This is a genomic window from Kitasatospora purpeofusca (genome assembly GCF_042691725.1).
In the GTDB taxonomy this organism is placed as follows: Bacteria; Actinomycetota; Actinomycetes; order Streptomycetales; family Streptomycetaceae; genus Kitasatospora; species Kitasatospora purpeofusca_B.
This window is the reverse complement of record NZ_CP170483.1, coordinates 5,350,642-5,368,271: the sequence shown is the minus strand read 5'-3', so window position 1 is coordinate 5,368,271 and position 17,630 is coordinate 5,350,642. Positions and strand designations below refer to the sequence as shown.

Sequence of the window (17,630 nt, the reverse complement as noted above, 5' to 3'; positions counted from 1 at the left end):
AGCCTAAGGCGTGGCCGGCCGCGGAAGGCACCGCGCGGACGCCGGACTACCCTCGGTCCATGGACTGGACCGATCTGATCGACGCGGCCTTCGACGTGGCCGGCAACAGCAACAAGGACAACCGGGACGCGGCCCTGCGCACCGTCGAGGCGAACGTCGCCCCCGACGAGAGGCCGGTCGCCTCCACGGCCGGTCGCCATCCCGACCACTTCCGCAAGGGTGTCCTGGTCCTGACCACCCACCGGCTGCTCTACCTCAAGGACGGCAAGCCCCCGGTCCCGGTTCCGCTGGAGGCGGTCACCGACGCGACCGTCACCCGGACCCGGATCAACGGCGAGGTGCTGCTGGTGGTCGCGCTGACCGGCTCGCACCGCTTCGAGGACGTGGTCAAGGCGGAGGTCTTCGCCGAACAGCTCCGCGCCGCCGCCCGACTGGCCCGCCAGGCCTCCCGGAAGGCGCTGGACGCCCCGGCCCCCGCCGGCTCCGGCGGCGAGCTGCTGGACCAGCTGGAACGGCTGGCCGCCCTGCACACCGCCGGCGCCCTCACCGACGAGGAGTTCACCCGCGCGAAGCAGCGCCTCATCGGCTGACGGCCGGGCCGGCCGAACGCCCACCCGCCCCGCCCCGAGCCCCTGCCCACGGCGAGCGGGCGAGCCCCCGCCCCGAGCCGAAGGGGCGCGCCGGTGCCGAAAGGGAGAAGCGAGGGAGCGCCGACCGTCGGCGCCGGGTCAGAGCGCCCCGGAGGCGAGCGGGCGACTTACGGCGCGGGCTGGAAGGTGTCGAACGCGGTCTGCCGGGCCTGGGCGTTCTGCGGCGCGGCCCAGTCCGCGTCCGGCGTGGTCCAGTAGATCGCGTAGCCGTACTTGGCCGGGGAGCCGGTGACGAAACCCCGGTTCAGCGAGTGCATCCGCGCGGTGCCGCTGGTCCACTCCCAGTCGGCCGCGTTGGCCCACTCCCGGTAGGCGACGGACTGCAACTGCACCCGCTGGTAGTTGGTCACCTGGCCCCGCAGCCCCGGCTCGGAATCCTGCCAGTCGGCGAGCGCGCTCGGCCCCGGCGTGGTCGTCCACTCGATCCGCAGGGTGCTGCCGTTGCCCTTGAAGGTGCGGCGGATCGACTCCGAGCTCGACAGCTGCAGCCAGTCGGGCAGCACGACCGAGAAGCCGGCCGGGTCCTTGAACTCGTGGTACCCGGCCGGCACGACGACCCCGGCCGCCGTCGGCGTGGGCGTCGGCGTGGGCGTGGGCGTCGGGGTGGGCGTCGGGGTGGGCGTGGGCTCGACCGCCGCGCTCGGCGGCGGGGCGGCCCCCTCCGAGGCCGTCACCGGCGCCGTGTCACCCGGCGTGACGTCCGCCGCCGCGGTGGTGGTGCCGCCCGCACCCTCCGCCGAGCCGTCGTCCGAGCCGCCGAGCACCTGGACCAGCGCGACCACGCCCGCGATCAGCAGCAGCACCACCACGACCGTCGCCACGGCCAGCCGCCGCCGGCCGGTGCGCGGGTCCGCCCCGGCCGCCTGGGTCGCGCCCAGCCGCCACTCACTGGTCACCGGCCGGGCCGCCTCGGCCGCCGAACTCTCGGACCCCGCGGGCCCCACGGGCTCCGACGACTCCGAGGGTCCCGACGGCTCGCCCGACCCCGCCGGCTCCTTCGGCCCCGCAGGCCCCGCAGGCCCCGAAGGCGCCACCGGCGACTCCCCGCTCCCGGCGTCCCCGGCCCGGCTGCCCACCCGGACCGTCCCGAGCAGTCCGCCGATCCGCGGCTTCTTCCCGCCCTCCCCGACCGGCACCGCGTGCTCGGTGGTCGACTCGGCCCGCGCGGTCGCCTCCGCGACCACCCGCTTGAGCATCGCCCGGGTCTGCGCGGCGGTCAGCCGCTCCGCCGGGTTCTTGGCCAGCAGCCCCTCGATCACCGGACGCAGCGGCCCGGCGTTCGCCGGAGCGGCCAGGTCCTCCGTCATCACCGCCGTCAGGGTGGCCAGCGCCGAGCCCCGGTCGTACGGCGGACGGCCCTCGATCATCGCGTACAGCGTGCCGCCCAGCGACCACAGGTCGGCCGGCGGTCCGGGCTTCTGCCCCTGGGCCCGCTCCGGGGAGATGTAGGAGGGCGCGCCGACCAGCATGCCGGTGGAGGTCACCGAGGTGTCGCCCTCCACGCTGGCGATGCCGAAGTCGGTGAGCACCACCCGGCCGTCCTCACCGATCAGCACGTTGGACGGCTTGACGTCCCGGTGCAGGATGCCGAGCGCGTGCGCGGCGCTCAGCACGCCGAGCACGTCCAGCGCGATCTCCGCCGCCCGGGCCGGCTCCAGCGGCCCGTCCTCCCGGACCACGTCCGCCAGCGAGCGCGACTCGACCAGCTCCATGACGATCCACGGCCGGTCGTCCTCCTCGACCACGTCGAAGACGGTGACCGCCGAGTTGTGCCGGATCCGCGCCGTCGCCTTGGCCTCGCGCAGGGTCCGGACGATCAGCCGGTGCTTCTCGTCCTCCTCCACGCTGGCGTTCATCCGCAGTTCCTTGACCGCGACCGTCCGGCCCAGCATCTCGTCCTCGGCGCGCCAGACGGTGCCCATGCCGCCGCGCCCGAGCACCGCGTTCAGCCGGTAGCGGCCGGCCAGGAGGCGGCCGGTGGAACCCTGCGCCTGGGTCATTTCGGAACGTTCCCCCATGTGCTGCTGGCGGTCGTGGTGACGGCGTGTCGGACCGGCGTCGGGCCCGAACGCCCAAGCCTCCATCATCCCCTGTCACGCGCGTCCCCGACCACCCGGCCCCCGGCCACCCTGGCACGCCCCCGGCCCGGGGCTGCGGTCCGTGCCCGATCTGTGATCGAAAACTCTGTCGACCCCGCTCCGGCCCCTGCTACCGTTCGGCAGCTCACCGTCTTTCCGGGGGGAACACGACGTCCATGACCGCATCCGCACCGGGCGCTGACGGCCAGTCGGGCCGACCGCCCACGGCCCCGCACTTCTCGGTCGCACCGGAACCGGAGACCCCCGAGGGGTATGTGGCCCCCGGCATGCCCGGCGCCCCGGTGGCCGGTTACCGCCCCGGCGAGCCCGCCGCTCCCGCCGACACCACCGTGGGCGACGGCGCCGCCGGCGCCCCGGGACGCCCCCGGCACCGGAGGGGCCCGGCCGTGGCGCTGGCCGTCCTCGCGATGCTGGGCGGCGCCGCGGCGTTGGGGTGCGCGCCGGCCCGCGCGGAGGCCACCGTCGGCTGGCTGGCCATCGCCCCGGCGGCGGCGGTCGCCTGGCCGCTGGGACGGCTCGGCGGCCCGGGCCGGCTACTGCCGCCGCTGGGCGCGCTGCTGGCGTCCGGCGCGCTGTTCCTCGGCCAGCTGCTCGCCGGGAGCCGCCGGCTGCACGAGCTGTCCGGCACCGGGTACGGCGAGCTGCTGCACGACGTCCTCCCGCTCTGGCGCGACGACCGCCGCCCGCTGGACCTGGTCTTCTACGGCATCGCCGCGATCGGCGGCTTCCTGCTGACCCGCCGCGCCGCCACCCGCCAGTAGCCGCCCGCTCCCGCCGGACATGGCACGGCCCCCGTCGCGCGGTGCGACGGGGGCCCCGTGAAGAGCCGGATCAGCGGTGGTTGAGCGCCGGGTTGACGGTCACCTCGACCCGCTGGAACTCCTTGAGCTCGGTGTACCCGGTGGTCGCCATCGCCCGGCGCAGCGCGCCGAACAGGTTCATGGTGCCGTCCGGGGTGTGCGAAGGGCCGGTGAGGATCTCCTCGGTGCTGCCGACGGTGCCGAGGTCGACCCGCTTGCCGCGCGGCAGCTCCTCGTGGACGGCCTCCATGCCCCAGTGGTAGCCCTTGCCGGGCGCGTCGGTGGCCCGGGCCAGCGCGGCGCCGATCATCACCGCGTCGGCGCCGCAGGCGACCGCCTTCGGGATGTCGCCGCTGTAGCCGACGCCGCCGTCCGCGATGACGTGCACGTAGCGGCCGCCGGACTCGTCCATGTAGTCGCGGCGGGCGGCGGCCACGTCGGCTACGGCGGTGGCCATCGGCACCTGGATGCCGAGCACGTTGCGGGTGGTGTGCGCGGCGCCGCCGCCGAAGCCGACCAGCACGCCGGCCGCGCCGGTGCGCATCAGGTGCAGCGCGGCGGTGTAGGTGGCGCAGCCGCCGACGATGACCGGGACGTCCAGCTCGTAGATGAACTGCTTCAGGTTGAGCGGCTCGGCGGCGCCGGAGACGTGCTCGGCCGAGACGGTGGTGCCGCGGATGACGAAGACGTCGACCCCGGCGTCCACGACGGCCTTGGAGAACTCGGCGGTGCGCTGCGGCGAGAGCGCGGCGGCGGTGACCACGCCGGAGTCGCGGACCTCCTGGATCCGCTGCTTGATCAGCTCGGCCTTGATCGGCTCGGCGTAGATCTCCTGCAGGCGGCGGGTCGCGGCGGACTCGTCGGTGATCGAGGCGATCTCGTCGAGCAGCGGCTGCGGGTCCTCGTACCGGGTCCAGAGGCCTTCCAGGTTCAGCACGCCCAGGCCGCCGAGGCGGCCGATGGTGATGGCCTGCTGCGGGGAGACCACGCTGTCCATGGGGGCGGCCAGGAACGGCAGCTCGAAGCGGTAGGCGTCGATCTGCCAGGCGATCGAGACCTCCTTCGGGTCACGCGTACGGCGGCTGGGGACGACGGCGATGTCGTCGAAGGAGTACGCCCGACGGCCGCGCTTGCCTCGCCCGATCTCGATCTCAGTCACTTCGAGCCCTTCTGATGGTGTTGCTCATGCCCGCCGGGTCACCCCGGCCGCCCCCAGTATCCCGCACCCGCCTGCCGTCGCACGGCGCCGCCCGCCGCCCCGTCCCCCGGCGGGCGCTCCCCGGACAGCCCGCAGGGCCCGCCACCGAGGGTGGCGGGCCCTGCGGCCGGGTTCCGGGATCAGCGGCGGGCGCTGTAGTTCGGCGCCTCGACGGTCATCTGGATGTCGTGCGGGTGGCTCTCCTTGAGGCCCGCCGAGGTGATCCGGACGAACCGGCCCTTGCTCTCCATCTCGGCGACGCTGGCGGCGCCGACGTAGCCCATGGTCTGGCGCAGGCCGCCGACCAGCTGGTGCAGCACCGCGGAGAGCGGGCCGCGGTAGGGCACCTGGCCCTCGATGCCCTCGGGGACCAGCTTGTCGTCCGAGGCCACCTCGGCCTGGAAGTAGCGGTCCTTGGAGTAGGAGCGGCCCTGGCCGCGGGACTGCATGGCGCCCAGCGAGCCCATGCCGCGGTAGGACTTGTACTGCTTGCCGTTGATGAACAGCAGCTCGCCCGGGGACTCCTCGCAGCCGGCCAGCAGCGAGCCCAGCATCACGGTGTCGGCGCCGGCGGCGAGCGCCTTGCCGATGTCGCCGGAGTACTGCAGGCCGCCGTCGCCGATGACCGGCACGCCGGCCGCCTGGCAGGCCAGCGCGGCCTCGTAGATCGCGGTGACCTGCGGGACGCCGATGCCGGCGACCACGCGGGTGGTGCAGATGGAGCCCGGGCCGACGCCGACCTTGACGCCGTCCACGCCGGCGTCGATCAGCGCCTGGGCGCCGTCGCGGGTGGCGACGTTGCCGCCGACCACGTCGACCTTGACCGCCGACCTGATCTTCTCGATCCAGGCCAGCGCGTTGTGGCTGTGACCGTGCGAGGTGTCCACGACCAGGAAGTCCACGCCGGCCTCGACCAGGGCCTGGGCGCGGTCGAAGGCCTCGGCGCTGGCGCCGACGGCGGCGCCGACCAGCAGCCGGCCCTCGGCGTCCTTGGCCGCGTTCGGGTACTGCTCGGCCTTGACGAAGTCCTTGACGGTGATGAGGCCCTTGATCCGGCCGTCGTCGTCGACCAGCGGCAGCTTCTCGATCTTGTGGCGGCGGAGCAGCGCCATCGCGTCGACGCCGGAGATGCCGACCTTGCCGGTGATCAGCGGCATCGGGGTCATGATCTCGCGGACCTGGCGGGTGCGGTCCGTCTCGAAGGCCATGTCACGGTTGGTGACGATGCCGAGCAGCTTGCCGGCCTCGTCGGCGATCGGCACGCCGGAGATCCGGAACTTGGCACAGAGCGCGTCGGCCTCGGCGAGCGTGGTCTCCGGGCCGACCGTGATCGGGTCGGTGACCATGCCGGACTCGGAGCGCTTCACCAGGTCGACCTGGTTGGCCTGGTCCTCGACCGACAGGTTGCGGTGCAGGACGCCGACGCCGCCCTGGCGGGCCATCGCGATCGCCATCCGCGACTCGGTGACCTTGTCCATCGCCGCGGAGAGCAGCGGAATGTTGACGCGCACGTTGCGGGAGACCCGCGAGGAGGTGTCGACCTCGTTCGGCAGCACCTCGGACGCCCCCGGCAGCAGCAGGACGTCGTCGTACGTGAGTCCGAGCATCGCGAACTTCTCGGGTACGCCTGCGGCGTTGTAAGACATTTCGGGGGTACCTTCCGTGGCCGGCTCGATCAGCTCGCGCCCTGAGGGTGGGGGCGCTGTCATCAGCTCACTCGCTCGGACCGCCGAAAGCGCGGTGGCCGTTGGAGGATCCTCCAGGGGAACCCCGCGCACACCGTCGAATCTTTGGCGACCCGCCCAGGCGCCGATACCCCATGGTACTGGCACCGCGAATGCGCTCTCGTGTGCCCTTGACAACACAGCCCGGCCATGGACCATTCCGGCCGCTCGAAAAGCGCCCCGGAGCCACTCCCGAGTCACTCCGGAGCTGCTCCGGAGCTAGGAGGACTCCTCGGCGAGCGCCCGCAGCCGACTCAGCGCGCGGTGCTGGGCGACCCGGACGGCCCCCGGCGACATCCCGAGCACCTCGCCGGTCTCCTCCGCCGAGAGCCCGGCGGCCACCCGCAGCAGCACCAGCTCGCGCTGCCGGGCCGGCAGGTTGGAGAGCAGTTCCTTCGCCCAGGCCGCGTCGCTGCTCAGCAGCGCCCGCTCCTCCGGGCCGAGCGCGTCGTCCGGCACCTCCGGCAGGTCGTCCTGCGGGATCACCGACGAACCGGGCCCGCGCATCGCGGCCCGCTGCAGATCGGCGATCTTGTGCGCGGCGATCCCGTAGACGAAGGCCTCGAACGGGCGCCCCTGGTCCCGGTACCGGGGCAGCGCGCAGAGCACCGCCACGCAGACCTCCTGGGCGATGTCGTCCACGTGGTGCCGGGCGCCGCCGGGCAGCCGGACCAGCCGGCCGCGGCAGTACCGCAGGGCCAGCGGGTGGACGTGGGCGAGCAGCGCGTCGATCGCCGGGCCCTCGCCGCGGACGGCGGCCGCGACGAGTTCGGCGAGCGCACCGGGCCCGTCGGCCGGTTCCGCGTACGCCGGGCCGGACCCGGGCGCGGAGGGCCTGGCCTCCACCGGGTCCGCCTCACCGGGAGCCCCGGCCACGTCGTCACGCATCGGTCCATGGTGCCTGGTCGCGCGGGAAAACGCGGCACCGCGTCCGGAGTTGTGCACCGGAACGTTATGCGGTGCCGCACCGGTTCGCACCACCGGCCCCTCCTGCACCGTCCCGCCTCCCGCCCCGCCGCCCCGGGTGGTCCCGGTCGCGGCGCCGTCCGCCGAGTCTCCTGCGGCTGCGTGGTTCGCCGCAGTTCCTGTCCGCTGGTCCCCGAGGTGCTCCACTCCTCCATGGTGCAACCTCGGGACCGTAACGTCACACGCCCCCGCACGGACAATCGCGCGGAGCGTGCCGGAACCGGCGGCGCCGGCGGCGGTCAGCGGACCAGGCCCCAGCGGAAGCCCAGCGCCACCGCGTGCGCCCGGTCCGAGGCGCCCAGCTTCTTGAACAGCCGTCGGGCGTGGGTCTTGACGGTGTCCTCGGAGAGGAACAGCTCGCGGCCGATCTCGGCGTTGCTGCGGCCGTGGCTCATGCCTTCGAGCACCTGGATCTCACGCGCCGTCAAGGTCGGCGCCGCGCCCATGTCGGGGCTGCGCAGCCGGCGGGGGGCGAGCCGCCAGGTCGGGTCGGCGAGCGCCTGGGTGACGGTGGCCCGCAGTTCGGCGCGCGAGGCGTCCTTGTGCAGGTACCCGCGCGCACCCGCGGCGACCGCGAGGGCGACACCGTCGAGGTCCTCGGCGACGGTGAGCATGATGATCCGGGCGCCCGGGTCGGCGGACAGCAGCCGCCGGACCGTCTCCACCCCGCCGAGGCCGGGCATCCGGACGTCCATCAGGACGAGATCGGAGCGGTCGGCCACCCAGCGGCGGAGGACCTCCTCCCCGTTCGTCGCGGTGGTGACCCGGTCCACCCCGGGTACGGTCGCGACCGCGCGGCGAAGCGCCTCGCGGGCAAGCGGGGAATCGTCGCAAACGAGAACGGAAGTCATGACCGTTGTCCTCCGCAGCTGATCCGCGTCACGTTGAGCCTCCTGGCTGGTACGAACCTCTCCGACACGGCCGATCGGCGTCAGACTCCGTGCTGATCGCCTGAGATTCCCCGCGATCGTTCCCGACGTCCGGCGTCCGCTAACCGCCTCCGCACTTCCAACGACCATCACTCGAATGAGTTACGGCCTTCGGGGCCATCTCCACCACTGTACGTGGCCGACCCGTTACCGATCAGCCGCATCGCGGTGCACACGCCGCACTTTTGCGCAGCTCGCGCGCGGTCGGCGTACAACCGGCACACCCGCGCGGCTCCGCGCGCGCCGGTCGGCCACCCGATTGCCACATCCGCGCCCGGCGAGCACCGGCCCGGCCGCCATGCCCACTTTGCCCATTTTTAGAGCTTTTGTATGGTCATTGACTGTTGTGCCACTCTGTGGGTGACTTGTCCATGGAGTTGCCGTAAGTCATATTTCCAGGTGTCCACACCGCGCCGGACGCCCCGCCGTGCCGCCGCCGACGCACCCCGCCGGCGACCGGCCCGCGGTCGACGACCTCTGAAGGGAATGAGCCATGGCAGATTTCTCCCGACTCCCCGGCCCCAACGCGGATCTCTGGGACTGGCAGCTCTCCGCGGCCTGCCGCGGCGTGGACAGCTCGCTCTTCTTCCACCCCGAGGGCGAACGCGGCGCGGCCCGCAGCTCGCGCGAGGCGAGCGCCAAGGAGGTCTGCATGCGCTGCCCGGTGCGCACCGAGTGCGCCGCCCACGCGCTGGCGGTCCGCGAGCCGTACGGCGTCTGGGGAGGCCTGACCGAGGACGAGCGCGAGGAGATGATGGGCCGTTCGCGCAACCGTCTGGTGGAAGTACCGCTGGCCGCTCCGAGTGCGGCCCAGCCGTAGCACACCGACTTCGCCCCACTGCGGGGGAAAACGTTTCTTCACAGGAAGGCGGCCCGAAGCCCGCCCGGCCCGACCGCCGCGGGCCCGGCGCGCCGCCGGCTCAGCGCCCGGCCGCCGCCCCCGCCAGCCGCTCCAGCATCAGCGCCACCGCCGGCACCTCGGCGAGGTCCGGCAGGGTCAGCGCGACCACCTGGCGCACCGCCGGCGCCCCCGAGGCGGCGTGCACCGCCACCGGCGCCACCCCGTCGGGACGCACCGACTCCAGCGCCAGCCCGGGCAGCACCGCCACCCCGAGCCCGGCGGCCACCAGCCCGACCACCGCCGGGTAGTCGTCGGTCGCGAAGTCGATCCGCGGCTCGAAGCCGGCGCCCGCGCACAGCTCCACCAGGTGGCCCCGGCACTGCGGGCAGCCGGCGATCCACTGCTCCGCCGCCAGTTCGGACAGCTCCACCGGCCCGCCGCGCCCGGCCAGCCGGTGTCCGGCGGGCAGCAGTCCGACCAGCGGGTCGTCCAGCAGCGGGGTGACCACCAGATCGGACCAGTCGGCCCCGGCGCTCAGCTGCTGGGCCTCCAGATTGGCCTCGGCGCGCGCCTCCCGGGGCGTGCCGTGCGCGGGCGCGGGCGCCGGCGCGAGGACGGATCCGGGGGCCTGCGGGTAGCGGAAGGCCAACGCGACCTCGCACTCGCCGCCGCGCAGCATCGCCAGCGACTCCGGCGGCTCCGCCTCGACCAGCGACACGCGCACGCCCGGATGGCTGTCCCGCAGCCGGGCGACGGCCGGCGGCACCAGCGTCGAGCTGGCGGTCGGGAAGGACACCAGCCGGACCCGGCCGGCCCGCAGCCCGGCGATCGCCGCCACCTCCTCCTCGGCGGCGGAGAGCCCGGCGAGGATCCCGGTGGCATGCTTGAGCAGGACCCGCCCCGCCTCGCTCAGTTGCATCCCGCGGCCCGAGCGGACCACCAGCGGGGTGTCCACGGACTTCTCCAGGGCCTTCATCTGCTGGCTGATGGCGGGCTGGGTGCACCCCAGCTCGCGGGCCGCGGCGGAGAAGGAGCCGGTGCGGGCGACGGCACGCAGGACGCGCAGGTGGCGGGCCTCGATCATGCCACCAAGATATAAGAGATTCTTTGCATTAAGCAAAATTCAACTGATAGTTGAAAGCTGGAACAGCCCGGAACGGCCGCAGGCCCGGCCCGCCACCCCTCGCGGGGTGCGGACCGGGCCTGCGGTCAGTGACCGCGCTCAGTGACCGCGGTCAGCGACTACGGCCTCAGTGCGAGTGGCCGTGACCGCCGTGCGAGTGGCCGTTGTCGGCCTCCTCTTCCTTCTTCTCCACCACGAGGGTCTCGGTGGTGAGCAGCAGGGAGGCGATCGAGGCCGCGTTCTCCAGGGCGGAGCGGGTGACCTTGACCGGGTCGATGACACCGGCCTTGACCAGGTCGCCGTACTCGCCGGTGGCCGCGTTGTAGCCCTGGCCCAGCTCCAGCTCGGAGACCTTGGAGGTGATGACGTAGCCCTCCAGGCCGGCGTTCTGGGCGATCCAGCGCAGCGGCTCGTGCAGCGCCTTGCGGACGACCGCGACACCGGTGGCCTCGTCGCCGGACAGGCCCAGGCCGTCGTTCAGCACCTTGGCGGCGTGGACCAGGGAGGCGCCACCACCGGCGACGATGCCCTCCTCGACCGCGGCGCGGGTCGCCGAGATGGCGTCCTCCAGGCGGTGCTTGCGCTCCTTGAGCTCCACCTCGGTGGCGGCACCGACGCGGATGACGCAGACGCCGCCGGCCAGCTTGGCCAGGCGCTCCTGCAGCTTCTCGCGGTCCCAGTCCGAGTCGGTGTTGGCGATCTCGCCCTTGATCTGGGCGACGCGGCCGGCCACGGCCTCCGACTCGCCGGCACCGTCGACGACGATCGTCTCGTCCTTGGTGACGGTCACGCGGCGGGCCGAGCCCAGCACGTCCAGACCGGCCTGGTCGAGCTTGAGGCCGACCTCCTCGGAGATCACGGTGCCGCCGGTCAGGACGGCCAGGTCGCCGAGGATCGCCTTGCGGCGGTCACCGAAGCCGGGGGCCTTGACGGCCACCGCGTTGAAGGTGCCGCGGATCTTGTTCACCACGAGGGTGGACAGCGCCTCGCCGTCGACGTCCTCGGCGATGATCAGCAGCGGGCGGGTCGAGCCGCCCTGCAGGATCTTCTCCAGCAGCGGCAGCAGCTCCTGGATGGAGGAGATCTTGCCCTGGTTGATCAGGATGTACGGGTCCTCCAGGACCGCCTCCTGCCGCTCCGCGTCGGTGACGAAGTACGGCGACAGGTAGCCCTTGTCGAACTGCATGCCCTCGGTGAAGTCCAGCTCCACGCCGAAGGTGTTCGACTCCTCGACGGTGATGACACCGTCCTTGCCGACCTTGTCGATCGCCTCGGCGATCAGCTCGCCGACCTGCGGGTCCTGGGCGGACAGGGTGGCGACGGCGGCGACGTCGTCCTTGCCCTCGATCTCACGGGCGACCGACAGCAGGTGCTCGGAGACGGCGGCGACGGCCTTGTCGATGCCCTTCTTCAGGGCGGCCGGGCCGGCGCCGGCGGCGACGTTGCGCAGACCCTCGTTGACCAGGGCCTGGGCCAGCACGGTGGCGGTGGTGGTGCCGTCGCCCGCGACGTCGTTGGTCTTGGTGGCGACCTCCTTGACGAGCTGCGCGCCAAGGTTCTCGTACGGGTCGTCGAGCTCGACCTCACGGGCGATGGTGACACCGTCGTTGGTGATGGTCGGGGCGCCGAACTTCTTGTCGATGACGACGTTGCGGCCCTTGGGGCCGATCGTCACCTTGACGGTGTCGGCCAGCTTGTTGACACCGCGCTCCAGCGAGCGGCGGGCGTCCTCGTCGAACTGCAGGATCTTCGCCATGTTCCCTATTCCCTCGGGGGTGCGGCCGCGGTGGCCGCTCGACTACGTGAACCAACAGCCACGCCCCGGTCCCCTGTCACTAGGGACACGGATCCGGGGCGTGGCTGGACGCTTTACTTCTCGATGATGGCGAGAACGTCGCGGGCGGAGAGCACCAGGTACTCCTCGCCCTGGTACTTCACCTCGGTGCCGCCGTACTTCGAGTACAGGACGATGTCACCCACGGCGACGTCGAGCGGCAGACGCTGGCCGTCCTCGAAGCGGCCCGGGCCGACGGCCAGGACGACACCCTCCTGGGGCTTCTCCTTGGCGGTGTCCGGGATAACCAGGCCGGAGGCCGTGGTGGTCTCGGCGTCGAGCGGCTGGACCACAATGCGGTCCTCGAGCGGCTTGATGGCAACCTTGCTGCTGGTGGTCACGTCCGAGCTCCCCTTCGGAGATTACGGGGTTTTCTAACGGGTAGGGGCGAACTCGCGGATCTGCCGTCGCGGGGGTCAGACACGCACTGTCGCGTTAGCACTCCCCCGGTGGGGAGTGCTAGTGACGACCATAGGCCGCGGTTAGCACTCAGTCAACCAGAGTGCCAACGACGCGCCCGCCGACCCCATGGGGCGGACGAGTAGCCGTACTCATGTGCGAGGGCGGACCGGCCGCGCCGCGACCGGCGAGAATGGCCCCGTGGAGAACGACGACCTGCGGCCCCTGCTGACCGACCGGGGCCAGGCCCTGCTCGCCGAACTGCGCGACTTCGCGCCCGGGGAGGAGCTGGCGCTGGCCACCCGGCTGCGCAAGGAGCACCCGGCCGAGCTGGTGTCGGCCGCCTTCGGGCAGGCCCGGCTGCGGCAGCGGGCGCGGGCCAAGTTCGGCGCCGACGCCGACCTCATGTACTTCACGCCCAACGGCGTCGAGCAGTCCACCCGGCGCGAGGTCGCCGAGTGGCGGGCGCGCCGCTTCGCGGACCTCGGGGTGAAGCGGCTGGCCGACCTCTGCTGCGGGATCGGCGGCGACGTGCTGGCGCTGGCCCGGGCCGGCGTCGAGGTGCTCGCGGTCGACAAGGACCCGGCCGCCTGCGCCGCCACCGCCGCCAACGCGGCCGCCCTGGGCCTGGCCGACCGGGTCGAGGTGCGCTGCGCGGACGTCGCCGACGTCGACGTCACCGGCTTCGACGCGGTCTTCACCGACCCGGCCCGGCGCACCTCGCGCGGCCGGGTCTTCGACCCCGAGGCCTACGCGCCGCCGCTGTCCTGGGCGATCGAGGCCGGCCGGCGCACCCCGGTCGGCGCGCTCAAGGTGGCCCCGGGCATCCCGCACGAGGCGGTGCCGGCCGACGCGGAGGCCGAGTGGGTCTCCGACCACGGCGACGTCAAGGAGGCCGTGCTCTGGTTCGGCACCCGGGCCGAGCACCCGCACCGCGCCACCCTGCTGCCCCAGCGGGCCTGCCTCACCGGCGGCGACCTGCCCGATCCGCCGGCCGGCCCGGTCGGCCGCTACCTGTACGAGCCGGACGGCGCGGTGATCCGCGCGCACCTGGTCGCCGAGGTGGCGCAGCAGGTCGGCGGACGGCTGATCGACCCGAAGATCGCCTATGTGACCTCGGACGAGCTGGTCGACACCCCCTACGCGCACGGCTTCGAGCTGACCGACGTGCTGCCGTTCCACATCAAGAAGCTCAAGGCGCTGCTGCGTGAACGCGGCGTCGGCACGGTGGTGATCAAGAAGCGCGGGATGGCGATCACCCCGGAGGAACTGCGCCGCCAGCTGAAGCCCTCCGGCCCGAACGAGGTCACGGTGATCCTCAGCCGCACCGACCACGGTCCGCTGATGATGCTCGGCCGGCCGGTGACCGGCCCGGCCGCGGCCGTTCAGCCGGCCGGCGCCGCGATGTAGTCCTCCAGCCGGGCCACCGCGAAGCCCTGCTCCTGGATCCGGGCCAGCATCTCCCCGAACATCTGCGTCATCGTCTCGCCCTTGAGGTCCTTCGGGCCCCGGAAGTGGGCGAGCACGATGTCGCCGGGCTTCAGCTTCTTGTCCGCCGCCTGGTACTGCATGTCGTGGATCTGCATCGACTCGCGCCACAGCACGATCGCCCGCGGGCCGCACTGCTGCACCGAGGAGTTGAGCGCCGGCGTGTTGGCCCCGTCGCCGTACGGCGGGCGGAACAGCAGCGGCGGGGTGCCGTACTGCTGGGTGAGCGCGGCCTGGGCGTCGCAGACCTCGGACTTCTGCTTCTCCGGCGCCACCTTGCTCAGCTGGGCGTGGTCCACGGTGTGGTTGTGGACGTGGTTGCCGAGCGCCTGGAGCCGCTTGAAGTAGCCGTAGTCGTCCTTGACGATGTCGCGGGTCAGGAACATCGAGACCGGCACCTTGAGGTCGGTCAGCATCTCGACGAACTTCGGGTCCTTCTCGGCGCCGTCGTCGATGGTGACGAAGACGACCTTGTCGCTGGTCCTCACCTCGCTGAACACCGGGACCGGGCCGCTCTTCTGGAGCTTCACCGGCTTGTCGGCGGGCGCCGGGGGCGCGGGCGGCAGCGGCGTCAGGTTCCACTTCGCCCAGGCGGCGGCGTCCCCGGCGGCCGGGGCGGGGGGCGCGCTCGACGGCTGCGTGCCCGCGCCCTGCTGCGGCGCGGGGGTCCCGGCCGGTGCGGTGGTCCCGCTCGGCGCCACCAGGGCGGCGGACGCGGCGCCGCTGTCGCCCCCGCCCGCACACCCGGTGGCGGCGGCCAGCAGGACCGTGGCCCCCACCGCGTACGCCGTTTTCCTGCTCCACCCGTGCCTGTTCACCGCGCCGTACTCCCCGCTCCCGTTCAGCGTTCTCGCTCGCTCGCTCGCTAGCACGGTAGCGGTCGGACGTTCGGTTCCCGGACGGGCGTGCGAACGGAGCGGCGGGGCTACTCCACGTGCTCGCTGGTGAACGACCAGCGGTGCACCGGGCGGCCCAGCAGGGCGGCGGGCGGCTCCGCCACCGGCACCGGCTCGCCGGACCACCAGGTGATCAGCAGCACGCGCTCGCCGGGAGCGGCGAACAGCTCGGCGCGCAGCAGCCCGGCGCGGCCGCGCAGCGCGGGCAGCGCGGTCTCCCGGACCCAGGCGGAGAGCTCGGCACCCCGCCCGTCGGCGGCCCGGGCCTCCCACATCGCGGCGGTGGTGCTCACGCCTGTCCGCCCAGCGCCCGGTACGCCTGGCCGTGGAGGTCCGTGTGCGGCACGTGGACCTCGGTGACCGGCAGCGAGGAGTCCGCCGACAGGTCGAAGGAGGACGGCGCGCGGTCCCGCCAGACCATCTCGGAGCCGAGCGCGGCGACCATCGCGCCGTTGTCGGTGCACAGGCCCGGACGCGGCACCCGCAGCCGGATGCCGGCCTTGTCGCAGCGCTGCTGGGCCATCTCGCGCAGTCGCGAGTTGGCCGCGACGCCGCCGCCGATCATCAGGTGGTCGACGCCGTTGTCCTTGCAGGCCTTGACCGCCTTGCGGGTCAGCACATCGGTGACCGCCTCCTGGAAGGACGCCGCGACGTCGGCGACCGGCACCTCCTCGCCGGCCCGGCGCCTGGCCTCCACCCAGCGGGCGACGGCGGTCTTCAGGCCGGAGAAGGAGAAGTCGTACTCCGGGTCCTTGGGGCCGGTGAGGCCGCGCGGGAAGGCGATCGCCTTCCGGTCGCCCTCGCGGGCGGTGCGGTCCACCACCGGGCCGCCGGGGAAGCCGAGCCCGAGCACCCGGGCCACCTTGTCGAAGGCCTCGCCGGCCGCGTCGTCGATGGTCGCGCCGAGCGGGCGCACGTCGCTGGTGATGTCCTCGCTGAGCAGCAGCGAGGAGTGCCCGCCGGAGACCAGCAGGGCCATCGTCGGGGACGGCAGCCGGCCGTGCTCCAGCTGGTCCACGCAGATGTGCGAGGCGAGGTGGTTGACGCCGTATAGCGGCTTGTCCAGGGCCCACGCGTACGCCTTGGCGGCGCTCACGCCGACCAGCAGGGCGCCGGCCAGGCCGGGGCCGGCGGTGACGGCGATGCCGTCCAGGTCGCTCGCCTTGACGCCCGCGGTGTCCAGGGCGCGCTGGATGGTGGGGACCATCGCCTCCAGGTGCGCGCGGCTGGCGATCTCGGGGACGACGCCGCCGAACCGGGCGTGGTCGTTGACGCTGGAGGCCACCGCGTCGGCGAGCAGGGTGGTGCCGCGCACGATGCCGACGCCGGTCTCGTCGCAGGAGGTCTCGATGCCGAGGACGAGCGGTTCGTCAGCCATGGGGGGTGTCCTTCTTCACGTCCGGTCGCGGGTGGTCCGCGGGTTCGTCGAGGTCGTCGGGAGCGGCGGCGCCGTCGACGGCGGCGGCCGCGAGGTCGAGACGCATCACCAGCGCGTCGACGTTGGCGGGCTGGTAGTAGCCGCGCCGGATGCCGACCGGCTCGAACCCGAAGCGCTCGTAGAGCCGCTGCGCGCGGGTGTTGTCCACCCGCACCTCCAGCAGCAGGTCCGCGCAGCCGCGCCGGGCGGCCTCCCGGACCAGGTCGGCGAGCAGCGCCGCGCCGAGGCCGGCGCCCTGGTGGCGGCCGTCCACGGCGATGGTCTGCACGTCGCCCTCGCCGGCCACCGCCATCAGCCCGGCGTAGCCGACGACCGTGCCGTCCGGGGCCTCGGCGACGGTGTAGTGGCGGGTGCCGCCGGGGCGGGCCTCGGCCAGCTCGGACCAGAACATGCCGGCGGACCAGGCGTCCTCGGGGAACAGCTCCAGCTCCAGCGCCAGCACCGGGGCGATGTCCCACCAGCGCATCGGGCGCAGCACGGCCGCGGGAGCGGCGGTGCGCACGGCCCCGTCGGTGCTCGGGCCGGTCACGCCGGGAGCACCGCCTTGTAGCCGGCCGGCACCTGGGCGTCCGGGCGGCGCAGGTAGAGCGGGGCGTTGGGCAGCAGGGGCCGGCCGGCGAGCAGCTCGGCGGCGGCGAAGTCGGCGAGCGCGCCGGCCGAGACGTGCTCGGGGCCCTGCGCGCCGGGGAAGGCCTCCGGGTAGAGCAGCGCACCGGCGCCGACCGAGCGCGCCGGCGGCGTCAGCTCGCCCGGGCGGTCCACCGACGGGCCCTCGGTCCGGCGGCCCTCGGCGTCGTAGGCGGCCCAGTAGACCTCCTTGCGGCGCGCGTCGGTGGCGACCGTGAACGGCTCGCCGGCCAGTCCCCCGGCGCGGGCCCGGTGGGCGATCGCGTCCAGGGTGCAGACGCCGTGCACCGGCAGGCCCAGGGCGTGGCCCAGCGCGGCGGCGGTCACCAGGCCGACCCGCAGGCCGGTGTACGGGCCCGGGCCGACGCCCACGGCGATGTCGGTCAGCCGGTGCTTGTCGACACCGGCCGCCCGCAGCACCTGGTCGATCGCGGGCAGCAGGAGTTCGCCGTGGCGCCTGGCGTCGACCTGGTCGGTCTCGGCGAGGACGGCCGTGCCGTCGTGGACGGCGGCGGTGACGGCGGGGGTAGCGGTGTCGAACGCGAGCAGCAGCACGGGTCAAGGTTAGACCGGTCGGGCGGTGACCTGTCGGGGCGCGGTCCCGTCCCGCCGCCCGGG

At 73.6% G+C, this 17,630-nt stretch carries 17 protein-coding genes; 4 read left to right on the top strand and 13 right to left on the bottom strand.

What is annotated here, in order from left to right; genetic code table 11:
• Window positions 1-59 precede the first annotated feature (59 nt).
• Entirely contained in the window at window positions 60-590 is a 531-nt protein-coding gene (locus tag ACFCLZ_RS23095) for an SHOCT domain-containing protein (RefSeq protein WP_380278824.1), read from the top strand.
• A gap of 167 nt (window positions 591-757) precedes the next feature.
• On the opposite strand, the gene ACFCLZ_RS23090 is transcribed toward ACFCLZ_RS23095, so the two are convergent.
• The gene (locus tag ACFCLZ_RS23090) at window positions 758-2,650 is read right to left on the bottom strand and encodes a protein kinase (RefSeq protein ID WP_380278822.1); all 1,893 of its coding nucleotides are present in this window, start codon (window positions 2,648-2,650) and stop codon (window positions 758-760) included.
• Between the two features lie 254 nt (window positions 2,651-2,904).
• On the opposite strand from ACFCLZ_RS23090, the gene ACFCLZ_RS23085 reads away from it, so the two are divergent.
• The gene (locus ACFCLZ_RS23085; protein ID WP_380278820.1) at window positions 2,905-3,510 is read left to right on the top strand and encodes a hypothetical protein; all 606 of its coding nucleotides are present in this window, start codon (window positions 2,905-2,907) and stop codon (window positions 3,508-3,510) included.
• Between the two features lie 70 nt (window positions 3,511-3,580).
• Here the strand turns inward: ACFCLZ_RS23085 and ACFCLZ_RS23080 are convergent, their stop codons facing one another.
• The 4 genes from ACFCLZ_RS23080 to ACFCLZ_RS23065 form a co-directional block, all read right to left on the bottom strand.
• Window positions 3,581-4,708 (bottom strand): GuaB3 family IMP dehydrogenase-related protein, encoded by a 1,128-nt coding sequence (locus ACFCLZ_RS23080; RefSeq protein ID WP_380278818.1) that lies wholly within the window; start codon window positions 4,706-4,708, stop codon window positions 3,581-3,583.
• Window positions 4,709-4,887: 179 nt separating this feature from the next.
• A complete protein-coding gene (gene guaB / locus ACFCLZ_RS23075) occupies window positions 4,888-6,393 on the bottom strand; it encodes an IMP dehydrogenase (protein ID WP_380278816.1) in 1,506 nt (501 codons plus the stop codon).
• 297 nt (window positions 6,394-6,690) lie between these two features.
• The gene (gene shbA / locus ACFCLZ_RS23070) at window positions 6,691-7,359 is read right to left on the bottom strand and encodes an RNA polymerase sigma factor ShbA (RefSeq protein WP_380278814.1); all 669 of its coding nucleotides are present in this window, start codon (window positions 7,357-7,359) and stop codon (window positions 6,691-6,693) included.
• 317 nt (window positions 7,360-7,676) lie between these two features.
• A complete protein-coding gene (locus ACFCLZ_RS23065) occupies window positions 7,677-8,288 on the bottom strand; it encodes a response regulator transcription factor (RefSeq protein WP_014136228.1) in 612 nt (203 codons plus the stop codon).
• Window positions 8,289-8,859: 571 nt separating this feature from the next.
• On the opposite strand from ACFCLZ_RS23065, the gene ACFCLZ_RS23060 reads away from it, so the two are divergent.
• A complete protein-coding gene (locus ACFCLZ_RS23060; protein ID WP_344333088.1) occupies window positions 8,860-9,186 on the top strand; it encodes a WhiB family transcriptional regulator in 327 nt (108 codons plus the stop codon).
• Window positions 9,187-9,286: 100 nt separating this feature from the next.
• On the opposite strand, the gene ACFCLZ_RS23055 is transcribed toward ACFCLZ_RS23060, so the two are convergent.
• The 3 genes from ACFCLZ_RS23055 to groES all read right to left on the bottom strand — a co-directional run bounded on the left by ACFCLZ_RS23055 (window position 9,287) and on the right by groES (window position 12,505).
• Window positions 9,287-10,291 carry a LysR family transcriptional regulator gene (locus tag ACFCLZ_RS23055; protein WP_380278812.1) on the bottom strand — a complete coding sequence of 335 codons (1,005 nt, stop codon included), beginning with the start codon at window positions 10,289-10,291 and terminating at the stop codon, window positions 9,287-9,289.
• A 166-nt stretch (window positions 10,292-10,457) separates the two neighbouring features.
• The gene (gene groL, locus ACFCLZ_RS23050) at window positions 10,458-12,086 is read right to left on the bottom strand and encodes a chaperonin GroEL (RefSeq protein WP_380278811.1); all 1,629 of its coding nucleotides are present in this window, start codon (window positions 12,084-12,086) and stop codon (window positions 10,458-10,460) included.
• Between the two features lie 113 nt (window positions 12,087-12,199).
• Window positions 12,200-12,505, bottom strand: coding sequence for a co-chaperone GroES (groES, locus tag ACFCLZ_RS23045; protein WP_014136232.1), 306 nt, complete (start codon window positions 12,503-12,505; stop codon window positions 12,200-12,202).
• Between the two features lie 187 nt (window positions 12,506-12,692).
• Here groES and ACFCLZ_RS23040 point away from each other — a divergent pair, with 187 nt between their 5' ends.
• Window positions 12,693-13,973 carry a methyltransferase domain-containing protein gene (locus tag ACFCLZ_RS23040; RefSeq protein ID WP_380278809.1) on the top strand — a complete coding sequence of 427 codons (1,281 nt, stop codon included), beginning with the start codon at window positions 12,693-12,695 and terminating at the stop codon, window positions 13,971-13,973.
• Here the strand turns inward: ACFCLZ_RS23040 and ACFCLZ_RS23035 are convergent.
• The 5 genes from ACFCLZ_RS23035 to tsaB form a co-directional block, all read right to left on the bottom strand.
• On the bottom strand, window positions 13,949-14,869 hold the full coding sequence (locus ACFCLZ_RS23035; RefSeq protein WP_380278808.1) for a polysaccharide deacetylase family protein: 921 nt from the start codon (window positions 14,867-14,869) through the stop codon (window positions 13,949-13,951). The two genes, ACFCLZ_RS23040 and ACFCLZ_RS23035, sit on opposite strands and share 25 nt — an antisense overlap.
• A gap of 107 nt (window positions 14,870-14,976) precedes the next feature.
• Window positions 14,977-15,240, bottom strand: coding sequence for a hypothetical protein (locus ACFCLZ_RS23030; protein ID WP_380278806.1), 264 nt, complete (start codon window positions 15,238-15,240; stop codon window positions 14,977-14,979).
• Window positions 15,237-16,325, bottom strand: a complete 1,089-nt coding sequence (tsaD, locus tag ACFCLZ_RS23025) for a tRNA (adenosine(37)-N6)-threonylcarbamoyltransferase complex transferase subunit TsaD (RefSeq protein WP_380278804.1) — start codon at window positions 16,323-16,325, stop codon at window positions 15,237-15,239. Before tsaD ends, ACFCLZ_RS23030 begins: the two co-directional genes overlap by 4 nt.
• Window positions 16,318-16,851: a ribosomal protein S18-alanine N-acetyltransferase gene (rimI, locus tag ACFCLZ_RS23020; RefSeq protein ID WP_380286246.1), complete on the bottom strand. Its 534-nt coding sequence runs from the start codon at window positions 16,849-16,851 to the stop codon at window positions 16,318-16,320. Before rimI ends, tsaD begins: the two co-directional genes overlap by 8 nt.
• A gap of 59 nt (window positions 16,852-16,910) precedes the next feature.
• A complete protein-coding gene (gene tsaB, locus ACFCLZ_RS23015) occupies window positions 16,911-17,567 on the bottom strand; it encodes a tRNA (adenosine(37)-N6)-threonylcarbamoyltransferase complex dimerization subunit type 1 TsaB (protein ID WP_380278802.1) in 657 nt (218 codons plus the stop codon).
• Window positions 17,568-17,630 lie beyond the last annotated feature (63 nt).